Here is a 24,439-nt window from a genome sequence, read left to right as displayed (position 1 = left end):
GCGGCCGGAGCCGCCCCACCGGGGCAGGTCAGTTGAACAGGCTGTACAGCTCGGCCGGCGCCTCGACGACCTGGTCCGCCGGCGGCTTCTGCGCGGCGGTGGCGGCACCGTAGTCGGAGTACGTCATCTTGATCTCCTGGGCGGCGGTCTGCCCGGCGGCCGGCAGTTGCAGCACCAGCTCACTGAGCCGGCCCTGCGGGTCCACCTTCGCGGTGAACGGGACGGTCTTCGCCTGGGTGCCGAGCGCGGCGATCGTGGCGGCGTTCAACGAGCCCGCCTCGGCGGCCTTGGTGACGTCGATGGTGCCGGCGTACGTGCCGGTGCCGGTGCTGCGGACCTCGGTGATGCCCTGGGTGAGCACCGCGCTGCCGGCCGGGTCGACCTTGTCGAAGTCGAAGCCGAGGTTGCGGTTGCCCTTGATCCGGTTCTGGTCCAGGTGCTGGTACTTGCCGAGGTTGAGCTGCTTGATGGCGGGCAGGCTGTTGGCGGTGGGGCCGGTCAGCTCCAGCTTGACCCAGCTGTCCGGCTTGTAGTGGATCACGTCGAGTTTCATCGCCAGGTCGGACGAGGGACCACCGATGGCGATCTTCAACGCCGCGCTCTGGCTCGGCTGGTGCACCAGCCCCTCCGCCGTCGAGCCGGCGCCGGCCAGCGTGAACCGGAAGTTCCCGTTGCTGATCTCCTTGGTGGAGTCGAGCAGGGCCTGCTTGGCGTCGCCCGCCACCGGGACACCGGACGGGCTCGCCGTGCCGGACGCCGTCACCGTCGGGGACGGCGTCGAGCCGGTGGTGCCGGTTCCGCTGGCGCAGGCGGCCAGTGCGGGCGTGATCAGAGCGGCGGCTACCAGGCCGGCGCCAAGTCGTCGAACAGTCATACGTGTCTCCCAAGGGGGTCACCCGACGACCTGGACGGCGCCGGAAACCGGGCGACGCAGCAGCACCGTCGGCTGCGTCGCGCGATCCGGGCCGAGCAGCGCGCCCGGATCACCCCCTCCTTGTTCCCTGTCGAGGCGTCGGACAATCACCCTTCGGGCTGGTTGCCCAGATTCGGCGCCGGCGGGTCCATCGACCGCCGAGGTCCCCTCAGCGCAGTGAGCCGGCCAGTTCGCGTAGTTCGTTGTCCCGGGCGTCGCCGACGACGATCACCGTGCGGGTCGGCTCCAGCAGGACCAGCGCCTGTTGGTTGCCCCGCGCGGTGTAGAGCTGCCAGGTGCGCCCGGCCAGCTCGGTGGGGCCCTGCGGCTGGCCCTGGCTGGTCAGCTCGGCGGGGAGCAGACGATCCGCCGGGACGCTGCTCTGCAGCAGTTGGACGCCTCGCCCCTCCGGGGTGAGGTAGCCGAGTCGCAGGTTCGCGCCGTTCTCGACGGTCTGGTAGCGGGCGCTGACCGTCTTCCAGTCGGAGCCGAGCCCCTGCGGCTGGCTCACCGGGAAGACGTTCGCCGACCGGGCCTGTTCGATCGCGGGCGCCGGATCGACGGTGGTGGCCTGGTCGCCGCCGAGGAATCCCCGGTAGAACGCCAGCAGGAGCGCGATCGGGACGAGCAGCACCAGCAACGAGATCGCCATGTCCTTCGGCGACCGCTCGGACTTGCCGGCCGCCGCCGCTGGCGGCGGGGTCGGGGTCGGATCGGTCGCGGCGGGCTCACCACCGGCGGGGACGTCGGCCGGCGGCTGACCGTCGGGCGGCGTGCGGTCGGCGGGTACGCGGTCGGCTGGCTGTGCGGGTTCCACCCCGCTATCTTCGCAGCCGCCCGACCGGCGGTATCCGTGCCATCACCGCCCCGCGCCGACGCCCCGTCGGCCATCGTGTGAGGATCAGCGACAAAGCTGGCGGTGGGGGCCTCCCCGCGGCCGGTCGTCCCCGCACCGTCGCGAGGAGGAGTAGCCGTCATGACGAACACCAGGACGCGGATCCCACAGGATCTCGACCGTAACCTTGCCCTCGACCTGGTCCGGGTCACCGAGGCCGCGGCGATGGCCGCCGGCCGGTGGGTCGGTCGGGGCGACAAGGAGGGCGGCGACGGAGCAGCTGTCGACGCGATGCGCAAGCTGATCAACTCGATCCAGATGCGCGGTGTGGTGGTGATCGGCGAGGGCGAGAAGGACAACGCCCCGATGCTCTTCAACGGCGAACATGTCGGCGACGGCACGGGCCCGGAGGTGGACGTCGCCGTCGACCCGGTGGACGGCACCACCCTGATGAGCAAGGGCATGCCGAACGCCGTGGCGGTGCTCGCCGTCTCCGAGCGGGGTGCGATGTTCGACCCCAGCGCCGTGTTCTACATGGAGAAGCTCGCCGTCGGGCCCGCGTACGCCGACGTGATCGACATCAACGCCGGGGTGGCGGAGAACCTGCGCCGGATCGCCAAGGTCAAGGGCACCGACGTCTCCGAGGTGACGGTCTGCGTGCTGGACCGCAGCCGCCACGACGACCTGGTCACGCAGATCCGCCGGGCCGGGGCGGGTATCCGGTTCATCTCCGACGGCGACATCGCCGGCTCCATCGCCGCCGCCCGGGGCGAGTCGGACGTGGACGTGCTGATGGGCATCGGCGGCACCCCGGAGGGCATCATCTCCGCGTGCGCGCTCAAGTGCATGGGCGGTGCGATGCAGGCCAAGCTCTGGCCGCGCGACGAGCAGGAGCGGGAGAAGGCGATCGCCGCCGGGCACGACCTGGACCGGGTGCTGGGCACCGATGATCTCGTCACCGGCGACAACTGCTTCTTCGTGGCGACCGGGGTCACCTCCGGCGACCTGCTGCGCGGCGTGCGGTACCGGGCGGGCGGGGCGTACACCCAGTCGATCGTGATGCGCTCGAAGAGCGGCACCATCCGGGTGATCGACTCGTACCACCGGCTGGAGAAGCTGGCGCTCTACTCCGCTGTCGACTTCGACGGTCGACCGCTGGCTGAACAGGAGTGACAGCCACCGACACGGCGACCCCGCAGACCCTGTCGGCCGCCCGCCGGATCACCGGCGTCGCGCTCGCGTCGGCCTCCGGGGTCGCGGTGGCGGTGCAGTCGCGGATCAACGGCGAGCTGGGGGTACGCCTCGAGGACGGTTTCGCGGCCGCGGTGGTGTCGTTCGGCCTCGGCCTGCTGGTGCTGCTGGTGCTGGTGCCCGCGACCCCTGGTGGCCGGCGCGGGCTGGCCGCGACCCGGCGGGCCCTGCGGACGGGCGCGTTGCGGCCGTGGCAGTGCCTCGGTGGCATGTGCGGGGCGTTCCTGGTGGCCACTCAAGGGCTCACCATCGGCACGTTGGGCGTGGCGGTCTTCACCGTGGCGGTGGTGGCCGGCCAGACCGGCAGCAGCCTTGCCGTGGATCGGGCCGGGATCGGGCCCACCGGCCGGCAGCCGGTCACCCGGCAGCGACTGGCCGGCGCGGTGCTCACCGTGTTGGCGGTCTGCCTGGCGGTCGGTGACCGACTGGGCGACCCGGGCGCACTGGCGCTGGCTCTGCTGCCGCTGCTCGCCGGGGTGGGCATCGCCTGGCAGCAGGCCGTCAACGGTCGGGTCCGGGCGGCGGCCGACAGCGCGTTGACCGCCACGCTCGTCAACTTCGCCGTCGGCACTGTCACCCTGCTGGTCGCGTTCGCGATCGACATCGCCGTACGCGGCTGGCCCGGTGGCCACCTGCCGTCCGAGCCGTGGCTCTACCTGGGCGGCCCGATCGGCATCGTGTTCATCGCGATCGCCGCCGCGATCGTGCGCTTCACCGGTGTGCTGCTGCTCGGCCTGGCCACCATCGCCGGGCAGATCGTCGGCGCCGTGCTGCTGGACCTGGTCCTCCCCACGGCAGCCTCGCACCCCGGGGTGAACACCCTGCTGGGGGCGGCGCTGACCATGGTGGCAGTGCTGATCGCCGCGCTCGCCCCGCCGGCCCGCCGCTGAGCCGTCAGCGGGCCGGCGACGCAACTGGCGCGGATCGGCCGCCCAGGGCCCCCACGGTCGCCGTGAGCGCACCGGGTCGACTTCGTCATCGTGCGGCCGGGCCGAACGGCGCCAGCCCGCACCACGGCACCCGGACCTCGACCACGCGCCGACCTGAGCGGCCTACCCCGACTCGGCTGACGGATCCGGCACGGAAGGCCGGAGCACCGGATGGGACGACTCCGGCGGCGCTGGCGGCGTCCTAGACGACAGCCGATCCGGCGGTTCGAACGGGTAGGGCGGGTCGAGCGGGTAGGACGGATCGGGCACCGCGGGCGGGTGCGGTGGGTAGGGCGGGTAGGGCACCGCGGCCGGGCGCGGCGGGTACTGCGGGTAGGGCGGGTCGGACGGGTGCGGTGGGTATCGGCGCCCAAACGCCCGGGCCGGGTCGTACAGCCGGGCGATCCGAACGGCGAGCAGCACGCCCGGCACCAGGGCCAGCAGGGCGAGCGCCACGGCGACCCTGCTCTGCGCAGGGTTCCCGCCCAGCCAACCCACGAGCGGCACCAGGGACAGGAGCGCGGTGAGCAGCAGCCCGGTGAGTGCCCATCCGCTCCATCGGGTCAGTGCGTCCTGGTAGGAGACTCGAACGAGCATGGCCGTCGCTGTCACGACGTTCAGGGGCAGAACGACGAACAGCAGGGCCATGCCCGTCGAGGAGTCATCGTTGCGCCCCCAGGCGCCGGCCAGCACGATCCCCGCGACCACTATCGCCCCGCTGCCGGCGACCCCCCACCAGCGCGGACCGCCCCCGCGACGGATCGCCAGATGACCAGCGAGCACGGTGACCGTAACGCCGAGGGTCAGCGCGAGCGCGAGGGCGAGCTGCAGGTCCGTGTCGCGGCTGCCGAGCCCGCCGTCCAGCGCGGGCGGCTCGGTCCAGCCTCCGTCGTCCGGTCCCGCGTGATGTCGGAAGCCGTCGCGTTGCCATCCGCCGTCCGCTCTCCGGTGCAGGATGCCGTCGCGCCCGTTGGCGACCAGCACCTCGTGGCCGCCACCGGCGGCCGGATAGACGATCAGATCGCGGGAGGCGAAGTGCCGGCGGATGTCACCTGGGTTGGCGAACCGGCGGGCCATCCCCTCGCGGCGCGCGTCCGACACCTCCCAGGCCACCTGCCAGGTCACGCCCGCGTCGTCACTCTGCTCCACCCGCAGGTGCTCGGCGACCGCCCGGTAGCACCGCTGCGGCTCGGTGGGCACACACGCCTGCCGCTGCCCGGGGCCCTGGCGGGACAACCGCTGTTCCTCGCCGTCGGCGGCGGGCCGCCAGGTGTTCCCCCCGTCCTGGCTGATCGACCATCGGCCGTCAGCCGGCCCCTCCGGCCAGGTCCGATCGTTGTATCCCACGCCGATCGAGATCGCCGGGTGACCGTCGAGCAGGGCGGTGCCCACGGCGTACGGGTACTGGTACTGGCTGGTGGCGGCCACCGCGAAGACCGCCGGTGGCAGCACCACCAGCATCCGGACCAGCCGGGCGGTCCGTCGGCGCATCGGGCGGCGACGTGACCGCCGCCAGCTCCACCAGGCCAGGCCGAGCGCCGGCAGGGTGAACAGGTCGGTCCAGTCGGCCCGGACCAGCGACGGCCCGGCCAGCACGGTCCAGGCCGAGGAGGCGAGTTCGGCGGCGTACCCACTGGATTTGACCACCGCGAACCCGGCACCCACAGTGGCCAGGGCGACCGACGCGGCCCTCCGGGCCGGCAGTCGTGGCAGCAGGAGGGTCAGCAGCACCGCGACCAGCGGTGGGGCGAGCACCAGCCCGGCGACGTCGCTCAGCTTGCCGGTCACCGGGCCGGGGAAGGCCGCCTTCAGCACATGATCGTTGACCAGCAGCAGGGCCAGCGCGAACAGGGTGGCAGGGTGGCAGAGCCAGGACAGCGTGGTGGGTGCGCCGTCCTGGGGAGTGGCGGAACCCGTCATCCCCTCAGGATCGGGTCGACCCGTCTCGATCCGGACTCAGGTCGGTCTGGGTCCGGTACCGACGCTCAGCCGGCATCGGAGGAGTGCCCCGGGAAGAGGTGGGCGCTCGGGTCGATGGCCACCGCCGCGTTGTTGACCGCCGTCGCCGCCTCACCGAAGCCGGTGGCGATCAGCCGGACCTTGCCCGGGTACTCGGTGATGTCGCCCGCCGCGAAGACCCGGGGCAGGTTGGTGGCCATCGCGCTGTCCACCAGGATGTGGCGGCGGTCCAGCCGTAGCCCCCACTCGGCGAGCGGGCCCAGGTCGGCGGTGAAACCGAGGGCGGCCACCACCACGTCCACCGGCAACGTCTCGGTGGCGCCGCCGCGCACTGTCACCTCGGCACCGGTCACCGTGCCGTCCCCGAGCAGCCTGGTGACCTCGGCGTTGACCACGACCCGCACCGGCAGCGCGAGCACCCGGGCGACGGTCGAGGCGTGCGCCCGGAACTTCTCCCGTCGGTGTACGAGGGTCACCGACCGGGCCAGCGGTTGCAGGGCCAACGCCCAGTCGAAGGCGGAGTCGCCACCACCGACGATCAGCACGTCCCGATCGGCCAGCTCGGTCGGCTCGGTCACGAAGTAGACGATCCCTGACCCGGGGGCGCCGTCGGCGCACGGCAACGGCCGAGGGCTGAAGCTGCCGAGCCCGCCGGTGACCACTATCGCGCCGCAGGCGAGTTGCTCACCGCCGGCCAGGCCCAGCACCGGTCGGCCGTCAGCGTACGAGAGCTTCTCCGCCCGGGTGCCGAGCAGGTACCGCGGATTGAACGGCGCTGCCTGGGCCACCAGGTTGGCCACCAGATCACGGCCCTTGACGGCGGGAAAACCGGCGACGTCGAGGATCAGCTTCTCCGGGTACATGGCAGTGACCTGGCCGCCCGGTTCGGGCAACGCGTCGATCACCGCCACCGACAGCCCTCGGAACCCGGCGTAGTACGCGGCGAAGAGGCCGGCCGGACCGGCCCCGATCACGGCGACATCGACCTCGCGCATGGCGTACCGTCGCTTTCCGCTTACGGATCAACGCGTGCTGATCTCGACCGTAGGCGGGCGGCGACAGTCGGGCAAGGACGTCCCAGAGGCGCGCCGGAGAATCGGCTCAGGGCAGGCTGAGCGTGGAACCTGAATAGTCCGGGCCGTCCACCGCCGGTCGCCGCCGCCGGAACAGGATCGCCGCCACCACCCCGCCGAGCAGGCCGAACAGGTGACCCTGCCAGGAGATCCGCTCGTCGGTGGGGAGGATGCCGACCAGTTGCCAGCCGTAGAGCAGACCGACCAGGAGGAAGACCGCGAAGTTCCACCAGCTGCGCTCGACGATGCCCCGGGTGAGCAGGATGCCCAGGTAGCCGAAGATGACACCACTGGCGCCGACCACCACCGAGTTGGGCGAGCCGGTGAACCACACGCCGAGCCCACTGACCAGGATGATGATCAGGGTCGACCAGAGGAACCGGCGGGCACCGGCGGCGAGGACGAAGGTGCCCAGCAGGATCAGCGGGATGCTGTTGCTGTAGAGGTGGTCGAAGCCGTGGTGCAGGAACGGGGAGAAGAAGACCCCGTCCAGCCCGTCGATGCGTTGCGGGATGATGCCGGCGGTGGCGTCCAGGCCGAACGCCAGTCCCTGGTCGACGGCCTCGATGAGAAACAGGAACGGGACCACCGCGCACATGGCGACGAAGGCCCGGCCGAGCGAGGCGTAGAACGCCTCGGTGCCGAACCGGAACGGGTCGCCGCTTGACGGGTGCAGGGTCACCGTACAACTGCTATCAGCAAAAGCGGCCGACCGCCACTCACGTCCCGACCGGGGTACGCACGACAGCGGGGCGGGTGGTCGTCCACCCGCCCCGCGTCGAGAGCGTCAGTAGTGCCCGTTGTTCTGGAAGTAGGTCCAGGCACCGCAGGGCGTCTTGTACCTGCCCTTGATGTAGCCCAACCCCCACTTGATCTGGGTGGCCGGGTTGGTTCGCCAGTCGGATGCGACGGAGCCCATCTTGCTGCCCGGCAGCGACTGCGGGATGCCGTACGCACCGGACGAGGAGTTGCTGGCCTTGTGGTTCCAGCCGCTCTCCTTGGTCCAGAGCTTCTCCAGGCAGGGGAACTCGGAGATGCCGAAGCCGGCGTCGATCATCAGAGCGCAGCCGGTCTTGCGGTTGCCGCTGTACTCGGCGCAGGACGCCGGGATCGGCCCGTCGTACGGCTTGGCGGCCGCGTTCGCGGCCGCGCGCTCACGTTTGCGCGACGCCGCGGCGGCCTCGGCCTGGCGTGCCCGCTCGGCGGCTTCCTTCGCGGCCTGCTTCGCCCGCAGCTTCGCCTGGTACTCGGCGGCGCGTTGCTTGGAGAACTGCACCTGGTGGGCGGCCTGCCGCTCACGCTGGTACGCGAGGTCGGCCCGGTCGACCTCGACGCTGACCTTGTCGGTCAGGCCCTGTTGCTGGGTTTCCCGGTCTTCGCCCAGGTAGAAGCCACCGGCAACGCCCACGGAGAGCAGCGCTACAGCAGCCGTACGGGCGCCCAACCGGCTCCACAGCCGACTCACGAAGTGGTCCCTTCGTCGGGAGCAAGGACGTGGCGCGGCGCGGGCCGCAGGTGGGCCGTCAGCCGTGCCACGAGCGCCCCGACCGGTTGCCGGTCGCGCTGACGCACCGATCTTCGCTGATGTCGTCCATCTCGCGACGTTCGATCACCAACGATTCCTCTGGTGCGTGGACGCTCGTGGGACACGATTGCGCACAGTGAGGCTGATGGGAAACGGACCGGGCCGTTTGTGACCTGGGCCACACCGAAAATATGGACGAATCCCCCTAAAGCGCCCGTCAGATCGGGATGTCCTCCAGGAGGTCGGTGACCATCGCGGCGATCGGCGACCGCTCCGAACGGCTGAGGGTGACGTGTGCGAAGAGCTGATGGCCCTTGAGCGCCTCGATGACCGCCGTCACCCCATCGTGCCGACCGACCCGCAGATTGTCCCGCTGGGCCACGTCGTGGGTGAGCACCACCCGCGAGCCCTGCCCGATCCGGGACAGCACCGTCAACAACACCCCGCGCTCCAGCGACTGGGCCTCGTCCACGATCACGTAGGCGTCGTGCAGGCTGCGCCCCCGGATGTGGGTCAGCGGCAGCACCTCCAGGATGCCCCGCGAGGTGACCTCCTCCAGCACGTTCTCGTGCACCACCGCGCCGAGCGTGTCAAAGACGGCCTGCGCCCACGGCGACATCTTCTCCGACTCCGAACCCGGTAGGTAGCCCAACTCCTGGCCACCTACCGCGTACAGCGGGCGGAACACGATCACCTTCTTGTGCCGACGACGCTCCATCACCGCCTCCAGCCCGGCGCAGAGCGCCAGCGCCGACTTTCCGGTGCCGGCCCGGCCGCCCAGCGAGACGATCCCGATCGACTCGTCCAGCAGCAGGTCGAGAGCGATCCGCTGCTCGGCCGAGCGACCGTGCAGCCCGAACGCCTCCCGGTCGCCCCGGACCAGCCGCACCGACTTGTCCGGCAGCACCCGGCCGAGCGCCGAGCCACGCGCCGAGTGCAGCACCAGACCGGTGTGACAGGGCAGCCCGGCCGCCTCGTCGAGGTCGAGCGTCTCGCCGGCGTAGAGCTGGCCGATCTGCTCCTCGCTCAACTCCAGCTCCGACATGCCGGTCCAGGTCGGGTCACTGGCCTGGCCGTGGCGGTACTCGTCGGCGCGCAGGCCCACCGAGGCGGCCTTGACCCGCAGCGGCATGTCCTTGCTGACCAGGGTCACCTCCCGCCCCTCGGCGGCGAGGTTCAGCGCGACGGAGAGGATCCGGGCGTCGTTGCTCTCGGTGCGGAAGCCGGGCGGCAGGACACCGTCGTCGGTGTGGTTCAGCTCCACCCGCAGGGTGCCGCCGACGTCGTTGGCGGGCACCGGGTGGTCGAGTCGACCATGCCGGACCCGCAGGTCGTCGAGCATCCGCAGCGACTGCCGGGCGAACCAGCCCAGCTCCGGATGGTGCCGCTTGCCCTCCAGCTCGGTGATGACCACCAGAGGCAGCACCACCTCGTGCTCCGCGAACCGGTGGAATGCCGCCGGATCGGAGAGCAGCACCGACGTGTCCAGGACGAAGGCCTGGCCGGCTGGTCGTGGCTCCTTGGGGTCGGCCGGCGCGGCGGCCGCCGAACGGCGGCTCCTGGTGGCGCGGCGGGTCGTGGCAGTCGCGGCCGGGGTCTGGTCGGCACCGGCGATGGTACGGCGAGTCGTCACAGGCCTGCTCCGACGGATGGGCACCCGCCACCCGTGTTCCGCCTCCTCCGGTGCCCGGGGACACGGGGTCGGATGCGGAACCCCGTGCGCGAGGTCGCAGATCCGGGCGGACCGGCTGGCTCGGGAGAACCCCGTGCCATGCCTAGACGCTAGCCCCGCCGGACCTTCCCGGCTAGAGGCCGAACGTGGATCTCCCACGGCGCGCTCGTGAACAGCGCCGCGCCGACGCCGGCACCAGCCGAAAGGCACCGTCGCGGGCACGGCGGAACCGGCCGGGATGCATGCCCCCTGCGCGCATCCCGGCCGGTTGGGGCCACCGTCACCGGTCTGACGTGACCCCGACGGTGCGTGTCCGCCGCGGACGACGCACCGCGTTCGTGGCGCCGGTCGGCGGGGCGGACCCCGCCGACCGACCTCAACCGGTCCGTCGGACGAGCGTGCCGGTCGGGTGCCGCCCGGTGATCGGGGCGGCCGGCGCGCTGAACGACGAGCCGGTGTACGTGGTGCCGGGGCGGGCGACGGCACCAGCGGAGCGGACCACTCCCGCGGGCGAGACCGACAGGGCCGAGGCGATGGCCGCCTGGGCGTCCCGCCGACGCCGGTTCCAGGCGCCCCGGTCACCGTCGAAGTAGCCCTGCCGGTAACCGAAGCGGTAACCGATGCGGTAGCTGAGCTGCCCGTGCAGCCGCCCGGCCGCGTAGCTGGTGGCGCCGAGCACCAGGACGAGGAACACCGCGAGAAAAGGGCTCATCGGGCAGCTCCGGCCCAGCCGGGACGCCAGGTCATCGCTCCTCCGGCTCGATCGTGGTGGGGTCGGCGACGAGCAGCCGGTCCAGGTCGTCGGTGCTGACCTCTTCGACCAGCTCGACGCTGATCCGGCAGCCGTCCAGCACGACTTCGGCCACCGAGGACCGGCGAATCTCGCCGCCGGCGTCGTAGACCCGGACACTCAGCTCGGGGCAGCCGAGATGGGTACGCCAGGCGTTCCACTCGGCACGATCGCCGACGCTCAGCGACAGGTAACGGCAGCCTCGGGCGAGGTAGAGGCGCCAGGGGGCGGTCAGCCCCGCAGCGACGCCCTCGGCGATCAGCCCGAAGGCCTGGGCGCGGGTGGCGAGCTCGGTCACCACGGCCCCCTGGCACCGGGGGCGTGACGCATGTGAGCACCAGTCGTCTCATGCACGTGACACACCGTAGATTGTCCCATGGACGTGACAGTATCAGCTTTTCGTCCGGTTACGTTTGCCACTACGTTCATCTATTCTGCCCGCGTGACACCCCTCAACAGTGGCACTGACTCGTTTACCGGAAATCCGAACACCTCGTCACGTCCGCGTGACAGTGGCGAGCCGGCGTACCCACCCTCCGCCGGCTGGCCGTACCGTCACGGAGTGACCGAGACGGCCAATGCGCGGAAGATCGCCTTCGCCACCTTCGTCCGACGGGCCCTGGACGAGGCACGGGCGACCCGAGCCTGGAGCGGCACCGAGGTGTCCCGGCGCACCGGCGTCTCCCGGCAGACCATCAACCGCTGGGTCCGGGGCGACTGGGCCAGCGACCCGGAGGCCGAACGGGTGGTCGCCTTCTGCGAGGGGCTGGGCCTGAACCCGGCCGCCGCCTTCGCCGCCCTCGGCTGGGACCGCACCGCGACCGGCCCCCGCACCGGCCAGGCCGCCCCTCCGATGGACCCCGACGTCGAGGCCCTGCTGCGCCGCCTGGTCGACCCGCAGGTGTCGGACGCGGAGAAGTTCCACATCCGCGAAACCATCAGATACCTCGCATACCGCCCAACGCTGCCGGTCGATGTCCGAAAAAGGGGCAATCAGGCGGGCTAGTTCCTCAGATAGCGAAAGAACGCCTGGTCAGGTTCATTCGTTTACCTCCGGGGTTGGAACGGGCACGCTAGCGTCCCTATTCGTACTGCTTGGGCTCGTCATCGGCGGGGGGACGGGACAAGGCCGAACCCAGCCCTGCGGGACAGAAGGAGGGGTCTGTCCATGACCCTGAAGTGGTTGGCAGTCGTGGTCGCAACGGTGTCGGTGACATTGTGGGTGACCGGCAACACAGTGACCCTCGTGGTCGACGGCGGGCAGCTTCCGCTGCTCGTCAACCTCTTTGCGCTCATCACCGCCGGCACCGCGGTCGTCCTGGCCGTCGTCGCCGAGCTGCACGAGCGCCTGAACAACCGGATCAGCGCGCTCACCGAGTTCCTGGTGGCCCGGCTCAACGAGATCGAACACCACACCGGCGATCGGAACACCGGGTTCGTGGAGGGCTACCTGTTGAGCCACGGCCAGGAGGCGGCGGTGGTGCCGTTCGGCCGGCGCGGACGAGGAGCTGCCGAACGCTGATCGCCTACCGCACAACGGGTCCGCTCGGCCAGGAATGAGCCTGGATCGCCGGGGTACGCTGACGCGCGTGCCGCCGTTGAATCTGGGCAATCAGCAGCCGAAAACCCCGTTGGACGCCGACCAGGCCTGGCGGGCAACCGCCAGTCGGGCGGCCGGGACCGTGCTCTTCTTCGACTTCGACGGCACGCTCGCGCCCGTCGACGACGATCCGACCGCGGTACGCCCGGCTCCCAACGCGTTGGCCGCGATCGAGGCGCTCGCCCCGGTCGTACAGCGGGTCGCGATCGTCTCCGCCCGACCCGTCGAGTTCCTTCGGGACCAGCTCGGCGGGCTCGCCGGCGTGGACCTCTACGGTCTCTACGGGCTGGAGCACAGCCACTCCGGCGGGGAGACCGTCACCGAACCGGCGGCGCTGCCCTGGGTTCCGACAATGTCCGAGCTGGCCGACCTGGCCCGGGCGGAGCTGCCTCCCGGCACGCTGGTGGAGTACAAGCGGCTCTCGGTCGCGCTGCACTGGCGTACCGCCCCGCAACTCGGCCCGACGGTGCAGCAGTGGGGGCAGGCGCAGGCCGACCGCCTGGGGTTGCGTTCGCAGGCCGGGCGGATGGTGCTGGAGCTCAAGCCGCCGGTCGACCGGGACAAGGGCATGGTCATCGGCGAGGCGATCAAGGGCGCCACCGGCGCCTGGTACTTCGGCGACGACGTCTCCGACATCAAGGCCTTCGCCGCGCTGCGCGCTCGCGCCGCCGCCGATCCGGACTTCCTCGGCGTGTGCGTGGCGGTGGCCAATTCGGAGACCGGACATGAGGTGGCCAACGCCGCCGACCTGACGATCGAGTCGCCGGCCGCCCTGGGCGACTTCCTCACCCGGGCGCTGACCCACCTGCCCTGACCGGCCTTGCTCTGTACCGGCCTGCTCTGACCGGCCTGCTCTGACCGGCCTGCTCTGATCGAGCGGCGACCGACGGCGTCGCCGCCCGGTCAGGTGCCGTAGCGGCGTTGCCTGTTGGCGTACGAGCGCAGGGCCCGCAGGAAGTCGATGTGCCGGAAATCCGGCCAGTTGAGCTCGCAGAAGTAGAACTCCGAGTGCGCGGACTGCCACAGCATGAAGTCGGAGAGCCGCTGCTCGCCGCTGGTGCGGATGACCAGGTCAGGGTCGGGCTGGCCGCGCGTGTAGAGGTGCTCGCTGATGTGCTCGACGTCCAGCACCTCGGCCAGTTCCTCAAGGGTCCCGCCGGCGGCTGCGTGTTCCAGCAGCAGGGAGCGGACCGCGTCGGTGATCTCCCGCCGACCGCCGTAGCCCACCGCGATGTTCACCTCCGCCCCTCCGCTGCGGTCGAGGGTGCGTTCCTCGGCGCCCTTGAGCGCCGCCGCGGTCTGCGCCGGCAGCAGGTCGAGCGCACCGACCATGCGCAGCCGCCAGGGGTTGCCCTCCTCGGCCAGCTCCACCACCAGATCCTCGATGATCTTCACCAGTGGATCCAGCTCGCTCGCCGGGCGACGCAGGTTGTCGGTGGCCAGCAGGTAGAGGGTCACGTGCCCGACGCCAGCCTGGTCACACCAGGCGAGGACATGCTTGATCTTCGCGGCGCCGACCCGGTGCCCGTCGTTCGGGTCGACGAAGCCCATCTCCCGCGCCCAGCGGCGGTTGCCGTCGCACATCACCCCGACATGGCGGGGCACGGGCTTACCGGCGAGCTTTGCCGTGAGCCGGCGCTCGTACACGGAGTAGATAAGGTTCCGCAGCGTCATCACCTAGCAGCGTAGCGACCCTTGCGCCAGTTCACCGCCTCGGAGCCCCATCCCCACCGCCCAGACCGATGCCGATCATCGCGAGCGTACGAGCGGTGAGGCGTCCGTCACCCAGACCCAGCTCGACCACGTCGTAGAAGACCCGGTCGTCCCGACGGGCCGCCCGGACCGCCGCGTCCACCACCCGGCGTCGCCGGGCCAACCAGGCCGCGACCGAACTGTGCCGCAGGTGGGTGCCGAGACGGCGACGCAACCCGTGGGCGTAGCGGCCGGCGGCGTCCTCGGGCGACCGGGCCGCCGCCGACCCGGCCAGCGCGCCGGAGAGCAACGCGTAGAAGATCCCCTCCCCGGTGAACGGGTTGATCAGCGACAGGGCGTCCCCGGCCAGCAGGGTGCGCCCCCGCCCCGGCGACGGCCGGTGCGTGGAGAGCGGCAGGTGATGGGCCCGCAACGCGGTCACTGTCGCCAGGTCGGTGCCGGGTAGCAGCGCGGCCAGCCGGTCCAGCAGGTACGCCCGGCTCAGCGGCTCACCGCGCAGGACCTCCCCGTACCCGACGTTCGCCCGTCCGTCACCGATCGGAAAGGACCATGCGTACGCCGGCCAACGCGCCTTCGAGGTGACGATGAGCTGCTCGGACGGGCCGGGCAGCGCCGGGGCGTACCCCCGGATGGCCAGCGCGAGGTGCCGGTCGGGGTTCTGCGGATGGCCGAGCGCCCGACGCACCACCGAGCCGGCGCCGTCCGCACCGATCACCACCCGCCCGGACACCTGCCCGTCGAGCACCACCCGGTCGGCTCGTGGCTCGACCTGGCGCACGGTGTGCCGGCGCAGCTGCGCGCCGGCGGCCACCGCGGCCGCCACCAAGCGCGCGTCGAAGACCTCCCGGGGCACGGTGTACGCGGGTCGGGGCAGCGCCCGGGCCACCGCACCGCCTCCCGGCGAGATCATGCGGAGCGCCGGCAACGGCGCGTAACCCGCCACCGCCTCGGTCACCCCCAGCTCGGCGAGCACGTCCACCGAGTGCGCGGCGATCCCGTCACCACACGCCTTGTCCCGGGGGAAGTCGGCCCGGTCCAGCAGCAGCACGCTGGCACCGGCCCGGCACGCCGTCAGCGCCGCTGCCGCGCCGGCCGGCCCCGCCCCCACCACCACCACGTCGAACTCGTCGTCCACCGCGCGCCTCCCTCCAGTCCGACGCGGCGCGGCCGCTCCCGCCGGGCGACCTGGTCGGCCCTCCGGCCGGCCACACCGACGATCTCCGCAGCTGCCCCGACGCCGATCGCTGTGACCGACGCCACCCGCCATCCTGCCCCCTGCCCGCCGAGAAGACCGTTCCCGCACTGGACCGACAGGTCTCACCGCCCTCCTTTGCTCTGCACCCGCGGACGCGACGGTTACCGTCCGCCACTGTCGCCTATAGAGGTGCAGAGCAAAGGGGGAATGGGCCGTGGTCGGGCCTGCGCCGTGGCCGGGCCCTGCGCCATGGCCGGGCCAGCGCCATGGCCGGGCCAGCGCCATGGCCGGCCGCCGGCCGCCAGCCGGCCAGCGGGAGGGGTGCGGGGCTGGCCGCGGTCAGGGTTGGGGTTCAGGTTGGGCGGCGTCGGGGGCGCGGGCGGCGCGGCGCAGGCCGTACAGGGTCAACCCCGCCGCCGCGACCAGGGGGCCGCCGTCGCGGACCAGGCCGTCGACCCCCAGCAGCCACCAGCACAGCGGCAGATCCACAGCGAGTACGGCCACCGTGACGACGATCAGCAGGCCACGGGCCCAGTCCTTGCCCCGCATCAGGAACGCGGTGCAGAACAGCACGGCGTAGCTGGCCGTGATGCCAGCGCCGAACCAGAACAGCACGGCCGGCACCGCGGTCAGCCGACCATCCAGGATGGAGCCCCCGGCCACCAGCGCCGGCACCAGCATCAACGGGCTGTAGGTGAAGGCCGCCACCCGACTGGTCAACAACCAGGCGCTGGCCTGTGGTCGGCGGGGCGGGGTCTCCCGCCAGGAGATGCCGTCCCGGTCGATGACGAGACGCGGACGGTGCCGGACCAGGTGCCCGGCCAACGCCGACGAGCGGTAGAGCAGCCAGACCACAGCGACACAGAGCGCCGTGAGGATCGCGAAACCGAGCAGGCCGGGCAACGGCGGCACCCCCTGCCGGGGCACGATGAGCCGGCCGACCGCGAAGATCGTGGTGACCGCGAGGATCAGCCCGAACGGGCGGGCCACCGTACGACCCCGTTGCACATGCCCGATCAGCAGCAGGAAACCGAACGAGCGCAGCAGTGCCCAGCCGGTCCGGACGGCCAACCCGAAACCCTGCTCCGGGGCGTACCACCAATTGAGCAGCTCGACCACGACGGTGGCCGCCGCCGTCGTGGCCAGCAGGATGACGAGCACCCGGACGGCGGACGGCCGCCGGACCTGGGTCTCGGCGGCCGTCCTCATGAAATCGATGTTGCCCGCGAAGGGCCTCGTTCACACCTACCGCTGCGGCTGTGCGGCGTCCAGGCGCGCGCGCAGTGCGTCCAGCTCGGCCCAGAGCACGCCGGGCAGCTTGTCACCGAACTTCTCGAACCAATCGGTGATCATCGGAAGCTCGTTGCGCCACTCGTCCGGGTCGACCTTCAGCGCGATCCGGACATCCTCTGGGGTCATGTCCAGGCCCTCGACATCCAGGGCGTCCGGCGCGGGGACCATGCCGACCGGCGTCTCGACCGCGTCGGCGGTGCCCTCGATCCGCTCCACGATCCACTTGAGCACCCGGGAGTTCTCGCCGAAGCCGGGCCAGAGGAACGAACCGTCCGGGTCCTTGCGGAACCAGTTGACGTAGTAGATCTTCGGCAGCTTCCCCTCGTCGCCGTCGGTGCCCTTGCCCATCTCGATCCAGTGCCGGAAGTAGTCACCGGCGTGGTAGCCGATGAACGGCAGCATCGCCATCGGGTCCCGGCGGACCACGCCGACCGCGCCGGACGCGGCGGCGGTCGTCTCCGAGGAGAGCGTGGCACCCATGTAGACGCCGTGCACCCAGTCGCGGGCCTCGGTCACCAGCGGGACGGTGTCCTTACGGCGTCCGCCGAAGAGGATCGCGTCGATCGGAACGCCGTTCGGGTCGAAGTACTCGTCGGCGAGGATCGGGCACTGCGTGATCGGGGTGCAGAACCGGCTGTTCGCGTGGGACGAGAGGCTGTCGCTCTCCGGCGTCCAGTCGTTGCCCTTCCAGTCGATCAGGTGCGCCGGCGGCTCACCCATGCCCTCCCACCAGATGTCACCGTCGTCGGTGAGGCCGACGTTGGTGAAGATCGAGTTGCCCCGGTCCAGGGTGCGCATGGCGTTGGCGTTGGTCTTCCAGTCGGTGCCGGGCGCGACGCCGAAGAGACCGTACTCGGGGTTGACCGCGTAGAGGCGGCCGTCCGGGCCGAACCGCATCCAGGCGATGTCGTCGCCGATGGTCTCGACCTTCCAGCCGGGGATCGTCGGCTCCACCATGGCGAGGTTGGTCTTGCCGCAGGCCGACGGGAACGCGCCGGCGATGTGGTAGACCCGACCCTCCGGCGAGGTGATCTTCAGGATCAGCATGTGCTCGGCGAGCCAGCCCTCGTCCCGGCCCATCACGCTGGCGATCCGCAACGAGTAGCACTTCTTGCCCAGCAGCGAGTTGCCGCCGTAACCCGAGCCGAACGACCAGATCTCCCGGGTCTCCGGGAAGTGCGAGATGTACTTGGTGTCGTTGCACGGCCAGGCGACATCCTCCTGGCCGGGGGCGAGCGGGGCGCCGATGGAGTGCAGCGCGTGCACGAAGTCCGCGTCGTCGCCCATGGCCTCAAGGACCCGGGCGCCCATCCGCGTCATGATCCGCATGGAGGCGACCACGTACGGGCTGTCGGTGATCTCCACACCGAACATCGGGGACTCGGCCTCCACCGGGCCCATGACGAACGGGATGACGTACATGGTGCGACCGCGCATGGAGCCCCGGTACAACTCCGTCATCGTCCGCTTCATCTCGGCCGGCGCCATCCAGTTGTTGGTGGGGCCGGCATCCGCCTCGTCGACGGAACAGATGTAGGTGCGCTCCTCGACCCGGGCGACGTCCGTCGGGTCGGTGCGCGCGTAGAACGAGTTGGGCTTCTTCTCGGGGTTGAGCCGGATCAGAGTGCCGGCCTCGACCAGTTCATCGGTGAGGCGGCGCCACTCCTCGTCGGACCCGTCCACCCAGACGACACGGTCGGGGGTGGTCAGTTCTGCGACCTCACGGACCCAGGCGAGCAGTTTCGGGTGGGACGTCGGGGCCTGATCGATTCCCCGCACAACAGCCGGAGCAACCATGACACATCTCCTTGTGGTCGACGCTGACCGATCTATGGGATGCACGAGACTCGGCGGCGCGAAGCGTCGCCTTCGTGGAAACCTGGGATTGGCCTCAGCGTAAACCGGGCAGCCTTCCGAGTCAGTGGGACAGGTTGTGAAGAACTGCACAAGCTACGGCCTCGCTGCGGCATCACGAGCTGATACCCGCTTTCCCGCGCAGTTTCACGCAAATCTTGTTGTGCACCCCGGCGGCGGCTTGTTGCGGTCGGGCCGTGGACCTGCCCCGCCGACCGGTGCGAGGATTCCCGTTCCGCAGCGGCTCAGTCCTCCCAATTGGCTACGCTCTGTGCAGTGGTCACGTACGCAGACGCTGGGCCCCTCCGGGACACCGCGCCCGCTCGCCGTTGCTACCCCTCTGACTGGCCGGCAGCCGGTAGGCTCCCTGCGTGGCCGCCACGATGACCGGGGAACAACCGGGTTCCCCGCAGACCCGACGGGGTCTCGTCGGCACACTGCTCGACCGCTTCGGTCATCTCCTCCGCGAGCTGAGCAAGTTCGCCACCGTGGGTGGTTTCGCCTTCCTCATCGACTTCGCGCTCTTCAACTACCTGACGAGCAGGCACGGCGTCGAGGAGCTGACCGCGAAGACGATCTCCACAGTGATCGCGGCCACCGTCGCCTTCGTGGGCAACCGGTTCTGGACGTGGCGGCACCGTCAGCGCAACAACGCGGCCCGCGAGTACGCGCTCTTCTTCTTCTTCAACGCGGTCGGCCTCGGCATCACCGTCGCCTGCCTGGCGCTGAGCCGCTACGGGCTCGGGGCCATCTGGCCGGCAGTGTTCCAGACCCGCCTCGCCGACAACCTCGCCAGCTACATCGTCGGCACGGGGCTCGCCACGCTGTTCCGATTCTGGTCCTACCGGCGGTTCGTCTTCGTCGAAGCGGGAACCCCGACCGTTCCGCAGGTGAATCCCGACCGTGACCACGGGGCGTGACCTGCCGCCCACCTCGTTCGGCCGGTGATCGCCGGCCGCACCGACTGCCCTAAGGTGTTTCGCATGCGTCTTGTCCGTCTGCTGCCTGAGCGCTGGCAGAAGTTCATCCACGAGGCGCTCAAGTTCGGCATCGTCGGCGGCATCAACACCGTCATCAATTACGCGGTGTTCAATGCCCTCGCACTGACCGTTTTCGTCAATGGTCAGTTGAAGGCGACCGTGATCGCGACCATCGTCGCGACCATCACGTCGTACCTCATGAATCGGCACTGGACGTACCGCGATCGCCCGAAATCGGCGCTTCGTCGGGAATATCTGCTCTTCTTCCTTTTCAACGGCGCCGGCCTGCTCATTGAGCTGGGTGCCGTGGCGGCCGCCAAGTACGGTCTCGGCGTACACGGCCTGCTGGCGCTGAACGTGGCCAAGACCGTCGGCGTCATGCTGGCCACGCTGTTCCGGTTCTGGTCCTACCGGACCTTCGTCTTCCAACCTGTCGCGCCAGCAGCGGACGAGGCTGCGAAGCCCCAGTCCACCTGGCACAGCATTCCGCGCGACGAGTGGGACACCATGGCGGAGATGGACCCGGTCGCCGAGCTCGCGGAATCCGTGTCCGAGCTGGAGGAGTCGGAGCCCGCACAGCGCGCCGCCTACCCGCCCGGCACACCCGCCCAGGGCCGGCCCCCGCACCTGAGCGTCAGCCCCGCCGCCGACCTGGACGCGGAACTCGCCGCGGAACTGCACGTCGGCACCCGTCGCGCGCCCCGCCGGTGACCACACCCGACGCCCGCTCTGGCACGGGCCGACCAGCCGAGCTGTTCTTCGAGGACCTCGTCCCGGGGCTGACCGTCGATCTCGGCGTGGTCACCGTGGACGCCGACGAGATGGTCGCCTTCGCCCGCCGCTTCGACCCGCAGTGGTACCACGTCGACAGCGACCTGGCCGCGGCGAGCCGGCACGGCGGTGTGATCGCCAGTGGCTTCTACACGGTCAGCCTGTTCATGCGCGCGTACGTCGACCACCTGCTGTCCCGGGCCGCCGCGGACGCGTCCCCCGGCCTGGAGGAGCTGCGGTGGCTCGCCCCCGTGCGGGCCGGCGACCGGCTCGCCGTCCGGGTCGACGTGATGGGCGCCCGACCGTCGACCGCCCGTCCCGGGCTCGGCACCGTCAGCCTCACCGGCACCATGCTGCGCCTCGGCCCGGACGACCGGCCGGAGCAGGAGGTGCTGCGGACCCGCTTCCGTGGCTGGTTCGCCGTCCGGCCGGTCGAGGCCGACCCCGCCGAAGCCGAAGCTGTCGGAGCCGCCCCTGTCGGAGCCGCCGCGGCCGACGCTGACCGGCCCGGAGCTGACCGGCCCGGAGCTGACCGGCCCGGAGCTGACCGGCCCGAAGCTGATCGGCCCGCCGACGGCCCGATCGCGGCGGACCCGTCCGCCGCCGTGCCGTCCGCCGTCGCGCCGTCCGCCGCCGCGCCGTCCGCCGCCGCGCCGTCCGACGGTGACCCGACGGAGATCAGCGGCTCCGCCGAGGCACAACGACACGACTGACCCGCCCCGACACCGTGGCAGGGGGCGGGTGTCAACCGCACCGGTCAGGTGGTGGTGTCGCGCAGCGACTTGCCGTCCTGCATGTCGGCGAGCATGTCGCGCATCTCGCCATCGCCCAGTGAGTGCTTGTCGTGCTGTGCCTCGACCAACTCGTACAGGGTGGTCTGCACCTTTCCGACGTCCGGCACGTCGGAGAGCACCGACTGGCCGCGCTCACCGGCCGACTCGATGGTGAGCGTGCCGCAGCCGAGCAGACGCTCGACGAAACGCTGGTTCATCGAGTGGTCGTTGACGCGGGCGAGCGGGAGGTCCCGCCGGTCCCGGGAGAAGACACCCTGCTGGAGCAGGACCCGCTCGTTCGTGAACAGGTAGTGGGTGGTGCGCCAGACCAGGAACGGCCACAGCGCGAGCCAGAGCACCGCGACCAGGGCGATCGCCCCGATCACGGCCAGCACGATCGAACCCCCGCTGCCCTCAGGCAACAGGACCACGCCGACCACCACCGCGGCGATGGCCAGCACCAGCACCGCGATCGGCCGGATCAACGCCTTCCAGTGCGGGTGCAGGTGCAGCACGACATGCTCGTCCTCGGTGAGCACGTCCTCAGGAAACGCCACGGGAACCTCCAACGCGATTTTCTAGACGCGCAGACGGTAAACCCCCCAAGCCCCACCACAACATCCGCCACGCGGCCCCCACCCGTGCTTCCGCGATCTTGCACTTCCGGTCGCCGTTACGCGGCTTTCACCCCTTGTGCCGCGACAGGAAGTGCAAGATCGCGCGGTTGGGGGGTGGGGCGGGGTGGGTTAGCGGAGGTGTAGGACGTCGCCGGCTGCCAGGGTTCGGGTTTCGGTGGGGGTGGTGACGATGAGTTGGCCGTCTGGGTCCACTCCGGTGGCGGTGCCGGTCAGGGAGTCGCCGTTGGGGAGCAGGACGCGTACCTCCCGACCGACCGTCGCGCAGGCCGCCAGGTAGGCGTCGCGCAGGCCGCTGGCCACCGCGTCGCCGCCCGCCGAACGCCAACGGTCGTACCAGTCGGCGACCGCCCGCAGCAGCGCCCGCAGCAGCGGATCCCGATCGGTGGCCGCCGCGCCGGCCAGCTGGAGCGAGGTGGCCGGCAGCCCGGTCGGGTTCACCGGCAACTCGTCGGCGCGCAGCGTCACGTTGAGCCCGATGCCCAGCACGATCGCCGGCGGTTGGTCCGGCGTACGTCCGGGCACCGCCTCGGCCAGCACGCCCGCGCACTTCGCGTCGTCGATCAACAGGTCGTTCGGCCACTTCAGGGTGGCCTCCAGCTCGGCCAGCCGGGCCACCGCCTCGACGAGCGCCACGCCGGCCAGCAACGGCAGCCACCCGTACCCCGTGGGTGCCGCCGGCAACCAACCGCGGTCCGGCACGGCCTCGCCGGGCCGCAGCAGCACGCTCGTCGCGATGCCGGCCCGGGCCGGCGACTGCCAGACCCGACCACGGCGACCACGACCAGCGGTCTGCCGTTCGGCGACCACCACCAGGCCCTCGGGCTCGTCGGTCCGGGCCGCCTCGGCCACGTCGGCGTTGGTGGAGCCGGTCTCGGCCCGCAACTCCAGCCGGGCCCACGGCCCGTTCGGCGCGACCAACGCGCGGCGCAGCCGGGCCGCCGACAGCGGCGGCCGGTCCAGATCGGTGTACGGGGAACCCGGCATTCCGCCAGCCTACGGCGGTGCCCTGATCGACACTGAGGCGTACTGCACAGGGGCACCCACCTGAACCATCGTTATATTCCCAGGGTGACTACCGAGACCGGGACCAACATGCACAGCACCGCGGGCAAGCTGGCGGACCTGGAGCGCCGGGTCGACGAGGCGGTGCACGCCGGGTCGGCCCGCGCCGTGGAGAAGCAGCACGCGCGCGGCAAGAAGACCGCCCGCGAGCGGATCGAGATGCTGCTCGACGAGGGATCCTTCGTCGAACTCGACGAACTGGCCCGGCACCGGTCCACGGCCTTCGGGCTGGAGAAGAACCGGCCCTACGGCGACGGTGTGGTCACCGGCTACGGCACGGTGGACGGCCGGCAGGTGTGCGTCTTCGCCCAGGACTTCACGGTCTTCGGTGGTTCGCTCGGCGAGGTCTTCGGCGAGAAGATCGTCAAGGTGATGGACCTGGCCATGAAGATCGGCTGCCCGGTGGTCGGCATCAACGACTCCGGTGGCGCGCGCATCCAGGAGGGCGTCGTCTCGCTCGGCCTCTACGGTGAGATCTTCTTCCGCAACGTCCGGGCCTCCGGTGTCATCCCACAGATCTCGCTGGTGATGGGCCCCTGCGCCGGCGGCGCGGTCTACTCCCCCGCGGTCACCGACTTCACAGTGATGGTCGACCAGACCTCGCACATGTTCATCACCGGCCCCGACGTGATCAAGACGGTGACCGGCGAGGACGTCGGCATGGAGGAGCTGGGCGGCGCGCGTACGCACAACTCCCGCAGCGGCAACGCGCACTACCTCGCCACCGACGAGGAGGACGCTGTCGACTACGTCAAGGCGCTGCTGTCGTACCTGCCGTCGAACAACCTCGACGAGCCGGTCGTCGTCGAGGCCCCCGCCGACCTGACGATCACTGACGAGGACCGCGAGCTGGACACCCTCGTCCCGGACTCCGCCAACCAGCCGTACGACATCCACACCGTCATCGAGCACGTCCTCGACGACGGGGAGTTCCTTGAGGTCCAGCCCCTCTACGCGCAGAACATCGTGGTCGGCTACGGCCGGGTCGAGGGGCGGCCGGTCGGTGTGGTCGCCAACCAGCCCATGCACTTCGCCGGCACCCTGGATATCGCCGCCTCGGAGAAGGCCGCCCGGTTCGTGCGCACCTGCGACGCGTTCAACATCCCGGTGCTGACCTTCGTGGACGTACCCGGCTTCCTGCCCGGCACCGGCCAGGAATGGGACGGCATCATCCGCCGGGGCGCCAAGCTCATCTACGCGTACGCCGAGGCCACCGTCCCCAAGGTCACGGTGATCACCCGCAAGGCGTACGGCGGGGCGTACGACGTGATGGGCTCCAAGCACCTCGGCGCGGACCTGAACTTCGCCTGGCCGACCGCGCAGATCGCGGTGATGGGTGCGCAGGGCGCGGTGAACATCCTCTACCGCTCCGAGCTGGCAGGTGCCGAGGACCCGGCGGCGGTCCGGGCCGAGAAGATCGCCGAGTACGAGGACACCCTGGCCAACCCGTACGTGGCCGCCGAGCGCGGGTACGTCGACGCGGTGATCCCGCCGCACGAGACGCGCACCCAGATCGTGCGGGCGCTGCGCATCCTGCGCACCAAGCGGGAGACCCTGCCGCCGAAGAAGCACGGCAACATCCCGCTGTAACGCGGGGTCCAGTTCCCTCGATC

The 24,439-nt window shown here is 71.0% G+C and carries 24 protein-coding genes; 9 read left to right on the top strand and 15 right to left on the bottom strand.

What is annotated here, in order from left to right:
* Window positions 1-28: 28 nt before the first annotated feature.
* Entirely contained in the window at window positions 29-874 is an 846-nt protein-coding gene (locus tag ACX27O_RS05375; RefSeq protein ID WP_458939008.1) for a hypothetical protein, read from the bottom strand.
* A gap of 208 nt (window positions 875-1,082) precedes the next feature.
* Window positions 1,083-1,730: a DUF4245 domain-containing protein gene (locus ACX27O_RS05370; protein WP_030328831.1), complete on the bottom strand. Its 648-nt coding sequence runs from the start codon at window positions 1,728-1,730 to the stop codon at window positions 1,083-1,085.
* 159 nt (window positions 1,731-1,889) lie between these two features.
* Here ACX27O_RS05370 and glpX point away from each other — a divergent pair, with 159 nt between their 5' ends.
* Entirely contained in the window at window positions 1,890-2,921 is a 1,032-nt protein-coding gene (gene glpX, locus ACX27O_RS05365; protein ID WP_030328833.1) for a class II fructose-bisphosphatase, read from the top strand.
* A complete protein-coding gene (locus ACX27O_RS05360) occupies window positions 2,918-3,889 on the top strand; it encodes a DMT family transporter (RefSeq protein ID WP_051708187.1) in 972 nt (323 codons plus the stop codon). Before glpX ends, ACX27O_RS05360 begins: the two co-directional genes overlap by 4 nt.
* A gap of 162 nt (window positions 3,890-4,051) precedes the next feature.
* On the opposite strand, the gene ACX27O_RS05355 is transcribed toward ACX27O_RS05360, so the two are convergent.
* The 7 genes from ACX27O_RS05355 to ACX27O_RS05325 all read right to left on the bottom strand — a co-directional run bounded on the left by ACX27O_RS05355 (window position 4,052) and on the right by ACX27O_RS05325 (window position 11,245).
* Window positions 4,052-5,848 (bottom strand): hypothetical protein, encoded by a 1,797-nt coding sequence (locus tag ACX27O_RS05355; RefSeq protein ID WP_458939007.1) that lies wholly within the window; start codon window positions 5,846-5,848, stop codon window positions 4,052-4,054.
* 65 nt (window positions 5,849-5,913) lie between these two features.
* Complete coding sequence (locus ACX27O_RS05350) at window positions 5,914-6,882, bottom strand: NAD(P)/FAD-dependent oxidoreductase (RefSeq protein ID WP_030328840.1); 969 nt, start codon at window positions 6,880-6,882, stop codon at window positions 5,914-5,916.
* Between the two features lie 106 nt (window positions 6,883-6,988).
* A complete protein-coding gene (locus ACX27O_RS05345) occupies window positions 6,989-7,642 on the bottom strand; it encodes a rhomboid family intramembrane serine protease (RefSeq protein ID WP_030328841.1) in 654 nt (217 codons plus the stop codon).
* A 105-nt stretch (window positions 7,643-7,747) separates the two neighbouring features.
* Complete coding sequence (locus tag ACX27O_RS05340; RefSeq protein WP_030328842.1) at window positions 7,748-8,425, bottom strand: aggregation-promoting factor C-terminal-like domain-containing protein; 678 nt, start codon at window positions 8,423-8,425, stop codon at window positions 7,748-7,750.
* Window positions 8,426-8,702: 277 nt separating this feature from the next.
* A complete protein-coding gene (locus ACX27O_RS05335) occupies window positions 8,703-10,118 on the bottom strand; it encodes a PhoH family protein (RefSeq protein ID WP_030328848.1) in 1,416 nt (471 codons plus the stop codon).
* 415 nt (window positions 10,119-10,533) lie between these two features.
* Window positions 10,534-10,869 (bottom strand): hypothetical protein, encoded by a 336-nt coding sequence (locus tag ACX27O_RS05330; protein WP_030328854.1) that lies wholly within the window; start codon window positions 10,867-10,869, stop codon window positions 10,534-10,536.
* Between the two features lie 31 nt (window positions 10,870-10,900).
* Entirely contained in the window at window positions 10,901-11,245 is a 345-nt protein-coding gene (locus ACX27O_RS05325) for a hypothetical protein (protein ID WP_030328857.1), read from the bottom strand.
* Between the two features lie 264 nt (window positions 11,246-11,509).
* Here ACX27O_RS05325 and ACX27O_RS05320 point away from each other — a divergent pair, with 264 nt between their 5' ends.
* From ACX27O_RS05320 to otsB, 3 genes are all read left to right on the top strand, one after another.
* A complete protein-coding gene (locus ACX27O_RS05320) occupies window positions 11,510-11,953 on the top strand; it encodes an XRE family transcriptional regulator (protein WP_030328859.1) in 444 nt (147 codons plus the stop codon).
* Window positions 11,954-12,115: 162 nt separating this feature from the next.
* Window positions 12,116-12,469 carry a hypothetical protein gene (locus tag ACX27O_RS05315; protein WP_030328864.1) on the top strand — a complete coding sequence of 118 codons (354 nt, stop codon included), beginning with the start codon at window positions 12,116-12,118 and terminating at the stop codon, window positions 12,467-12,469.
* 67 nt (window positions 12,470-12,536) lie between these two features.
* Window positions 12,537-13,361: a trehalose-phosphatase gene (otsB, locus tag ACX27O_RS05310; protein WP_357638106.1), complete on the top strand. Its 825-nt coding sequence runs from the start codon at window positions 12,537-12,539 to the stop codon at window positions 13,359-13,361.
* Window positions 13,362-13,450: 89 nt separating this feature from the next.
* Here the strand turns inward: otsB and ACX27O_RS05305 are convergent, their stop codons facing one another.
* The 4 genes from ACX27O_RS05305 to ACX27O_RS05290 all read right to left on the bottom strand — a co-directional run bounded on the left by ACX27O_RS05305 (window position 13,451) and on the right by ACX27O_RS05290 (window position 18,545).
* A complete protein-coding gene (locus tag ACX27O_RS05305) occupies window positions 13,451-14,221 on the bottom strand; it encodes an isoprenyl transferase (RefSeq protein ID WP_030328867.1) in 771 nt (256 codons plus the stop codon).
* A gap of 31 nt (window positions 14,222-14,252) precedes the next feature.
* Complete coding sequence (locus tag ACX27O_RS05300; protein ID WP_030328869.1) at window positions 14,253-15,395, bottom strand: geranylgeranyl reductase family protein; 1,143 nt, start codon at window positions 15,393-15,395, stop codon at window positions 14,253-14,255.
* A 399-nt stretch (window positions 15,396-15,794) separates the two neighbouring features.
* Window positions 15,795-16,664, bottom strand: coding sequence for a hypothetical protein (locus ACX27O_RS05295; protein WP_357638103.1), 870 nt, complete (start codon window positions 16,662-16,664; stop codon window positions 15,795-15,797).
* Between the two features lie 36 nt (window positions 16,665-16,700).
* Window positions 16,701-18,545 (bottom strand): phosphoenolpyruvate carboxykinase (GTP), encoded by a 1,845-nt coding sequence (locus tag ACX27O_RS05290; RefSeq protein WP_458939006.1) that lies wholly within the window; start codon window positions 18,543-18,545, stop codon window positions 16,701-16,703.
* Between the two features lie 440 nt (window positions 18,546-18,985).
* Between ACX27O_RS05290 and ACX27O_RS05285 the strand changes: the two genes are divergently transcribed.
* The 3 genes from ACX27O_RS05285 to ACX27O_RS05275 all read left to right on the top strand — a co-directional run bounded on the left by ACX27O_RS05285 (window position 18,986) and on the right by ACX27O_RS05275 (window position 21,066).
* Window positions 18,986-19,522 (top strand): GtrA family protein, encoded by a 537-nt coding sequence (locus ACX27O_RS05285; RefSeq protein WP_030328876.1) that lies wholly within the window; start codon window positions 18,986-18,988, stop codon window positions 19,520-19,522.
* Window positions 19,523-19,585: 63 nt separating this feature from the next.
* Window positions 19,586-20,293, top strand: a complete 708-nt coding sequence (locus tag ACX27O_RS05280) for a GtrA family protein (RefSeq protein WP_458939108.1) — start codon at window positions 19,586-19,588, stop codon at window positions 20,291-20,293.
* The gene (locus ACX27O_RS05275) at window positions 20,290-21,066 is read left to right on the top strand and encodes a MaoC/PaaZ C-terminal domain-containing protein (protein ID WP_458939005.1); all 777 of its coding nucleotides are present in this window, start codon (window positions 20,290-20,292) and stop codon (window positions 21,064-21,066) included. Before ACX27O_RS05280 ends, ACX27O_RS05275 begins: the two co-directional genes overlap by 4 nt.
* A 44-nt stretch (window positions 21,067-21,110) precedes the next feature.
* Here the strand turns inward: ACX27O_RS05275 and ACX27O_RS05270 are convergent, their stop codons facing one another.
* A complete protein-coding gene (locus ACX27O_RS05270; RefSeq protein ID WP_030328888.1) occupies window positions 21,111-21,683 on the bottom strand; it encodes a PH domain-containing protein in 573 nt (190 codons plus the stop codon).
* Window positions 21,684-21,872: 189 nt separating this feature from the next.
* The gene (locus ACX27O_RS05265) at window positions 21,873-22,748 is read right to left on the bottom strand and encodes a biotin--[acetyl-CoA-carboxylase] ligase (RefSeq protein ID WP_210866257.1); all 876 of its coding nucleotides are present in this window, start codon (window positions 22,746-22,748) and stop codon (window positions 21,873-21,875) included.
* An 84-nt stretch (window positions 22,749-22,832) separates the two neighbouring features.
* On the opposite strand from ACX27O_RS05265, the gene ACX27O_RS05260 reads away from it, so the two are divergent.
* Window positions 22,833-24,416 (top strand): acyl-CoA carboxylase subunit beta, encoded by a 1,584-nt coding sequence (locus tag ACX27O_RS05260; RefSeq protein ID WP_030328892.1) that lies wholly within the window; start codon window positions 22,833-22,835, stop codon window positions 24,414-24,416.
* Window positions 24,417-24,439 lie beyond the last annotated feature (23 nt).

It is taken from the genome of Micromonospora sp. SD19 (assembly GCF_054462275.1).
This window is presented reverse-complemented; position numbering and strand designations above follow the sequence as displayed.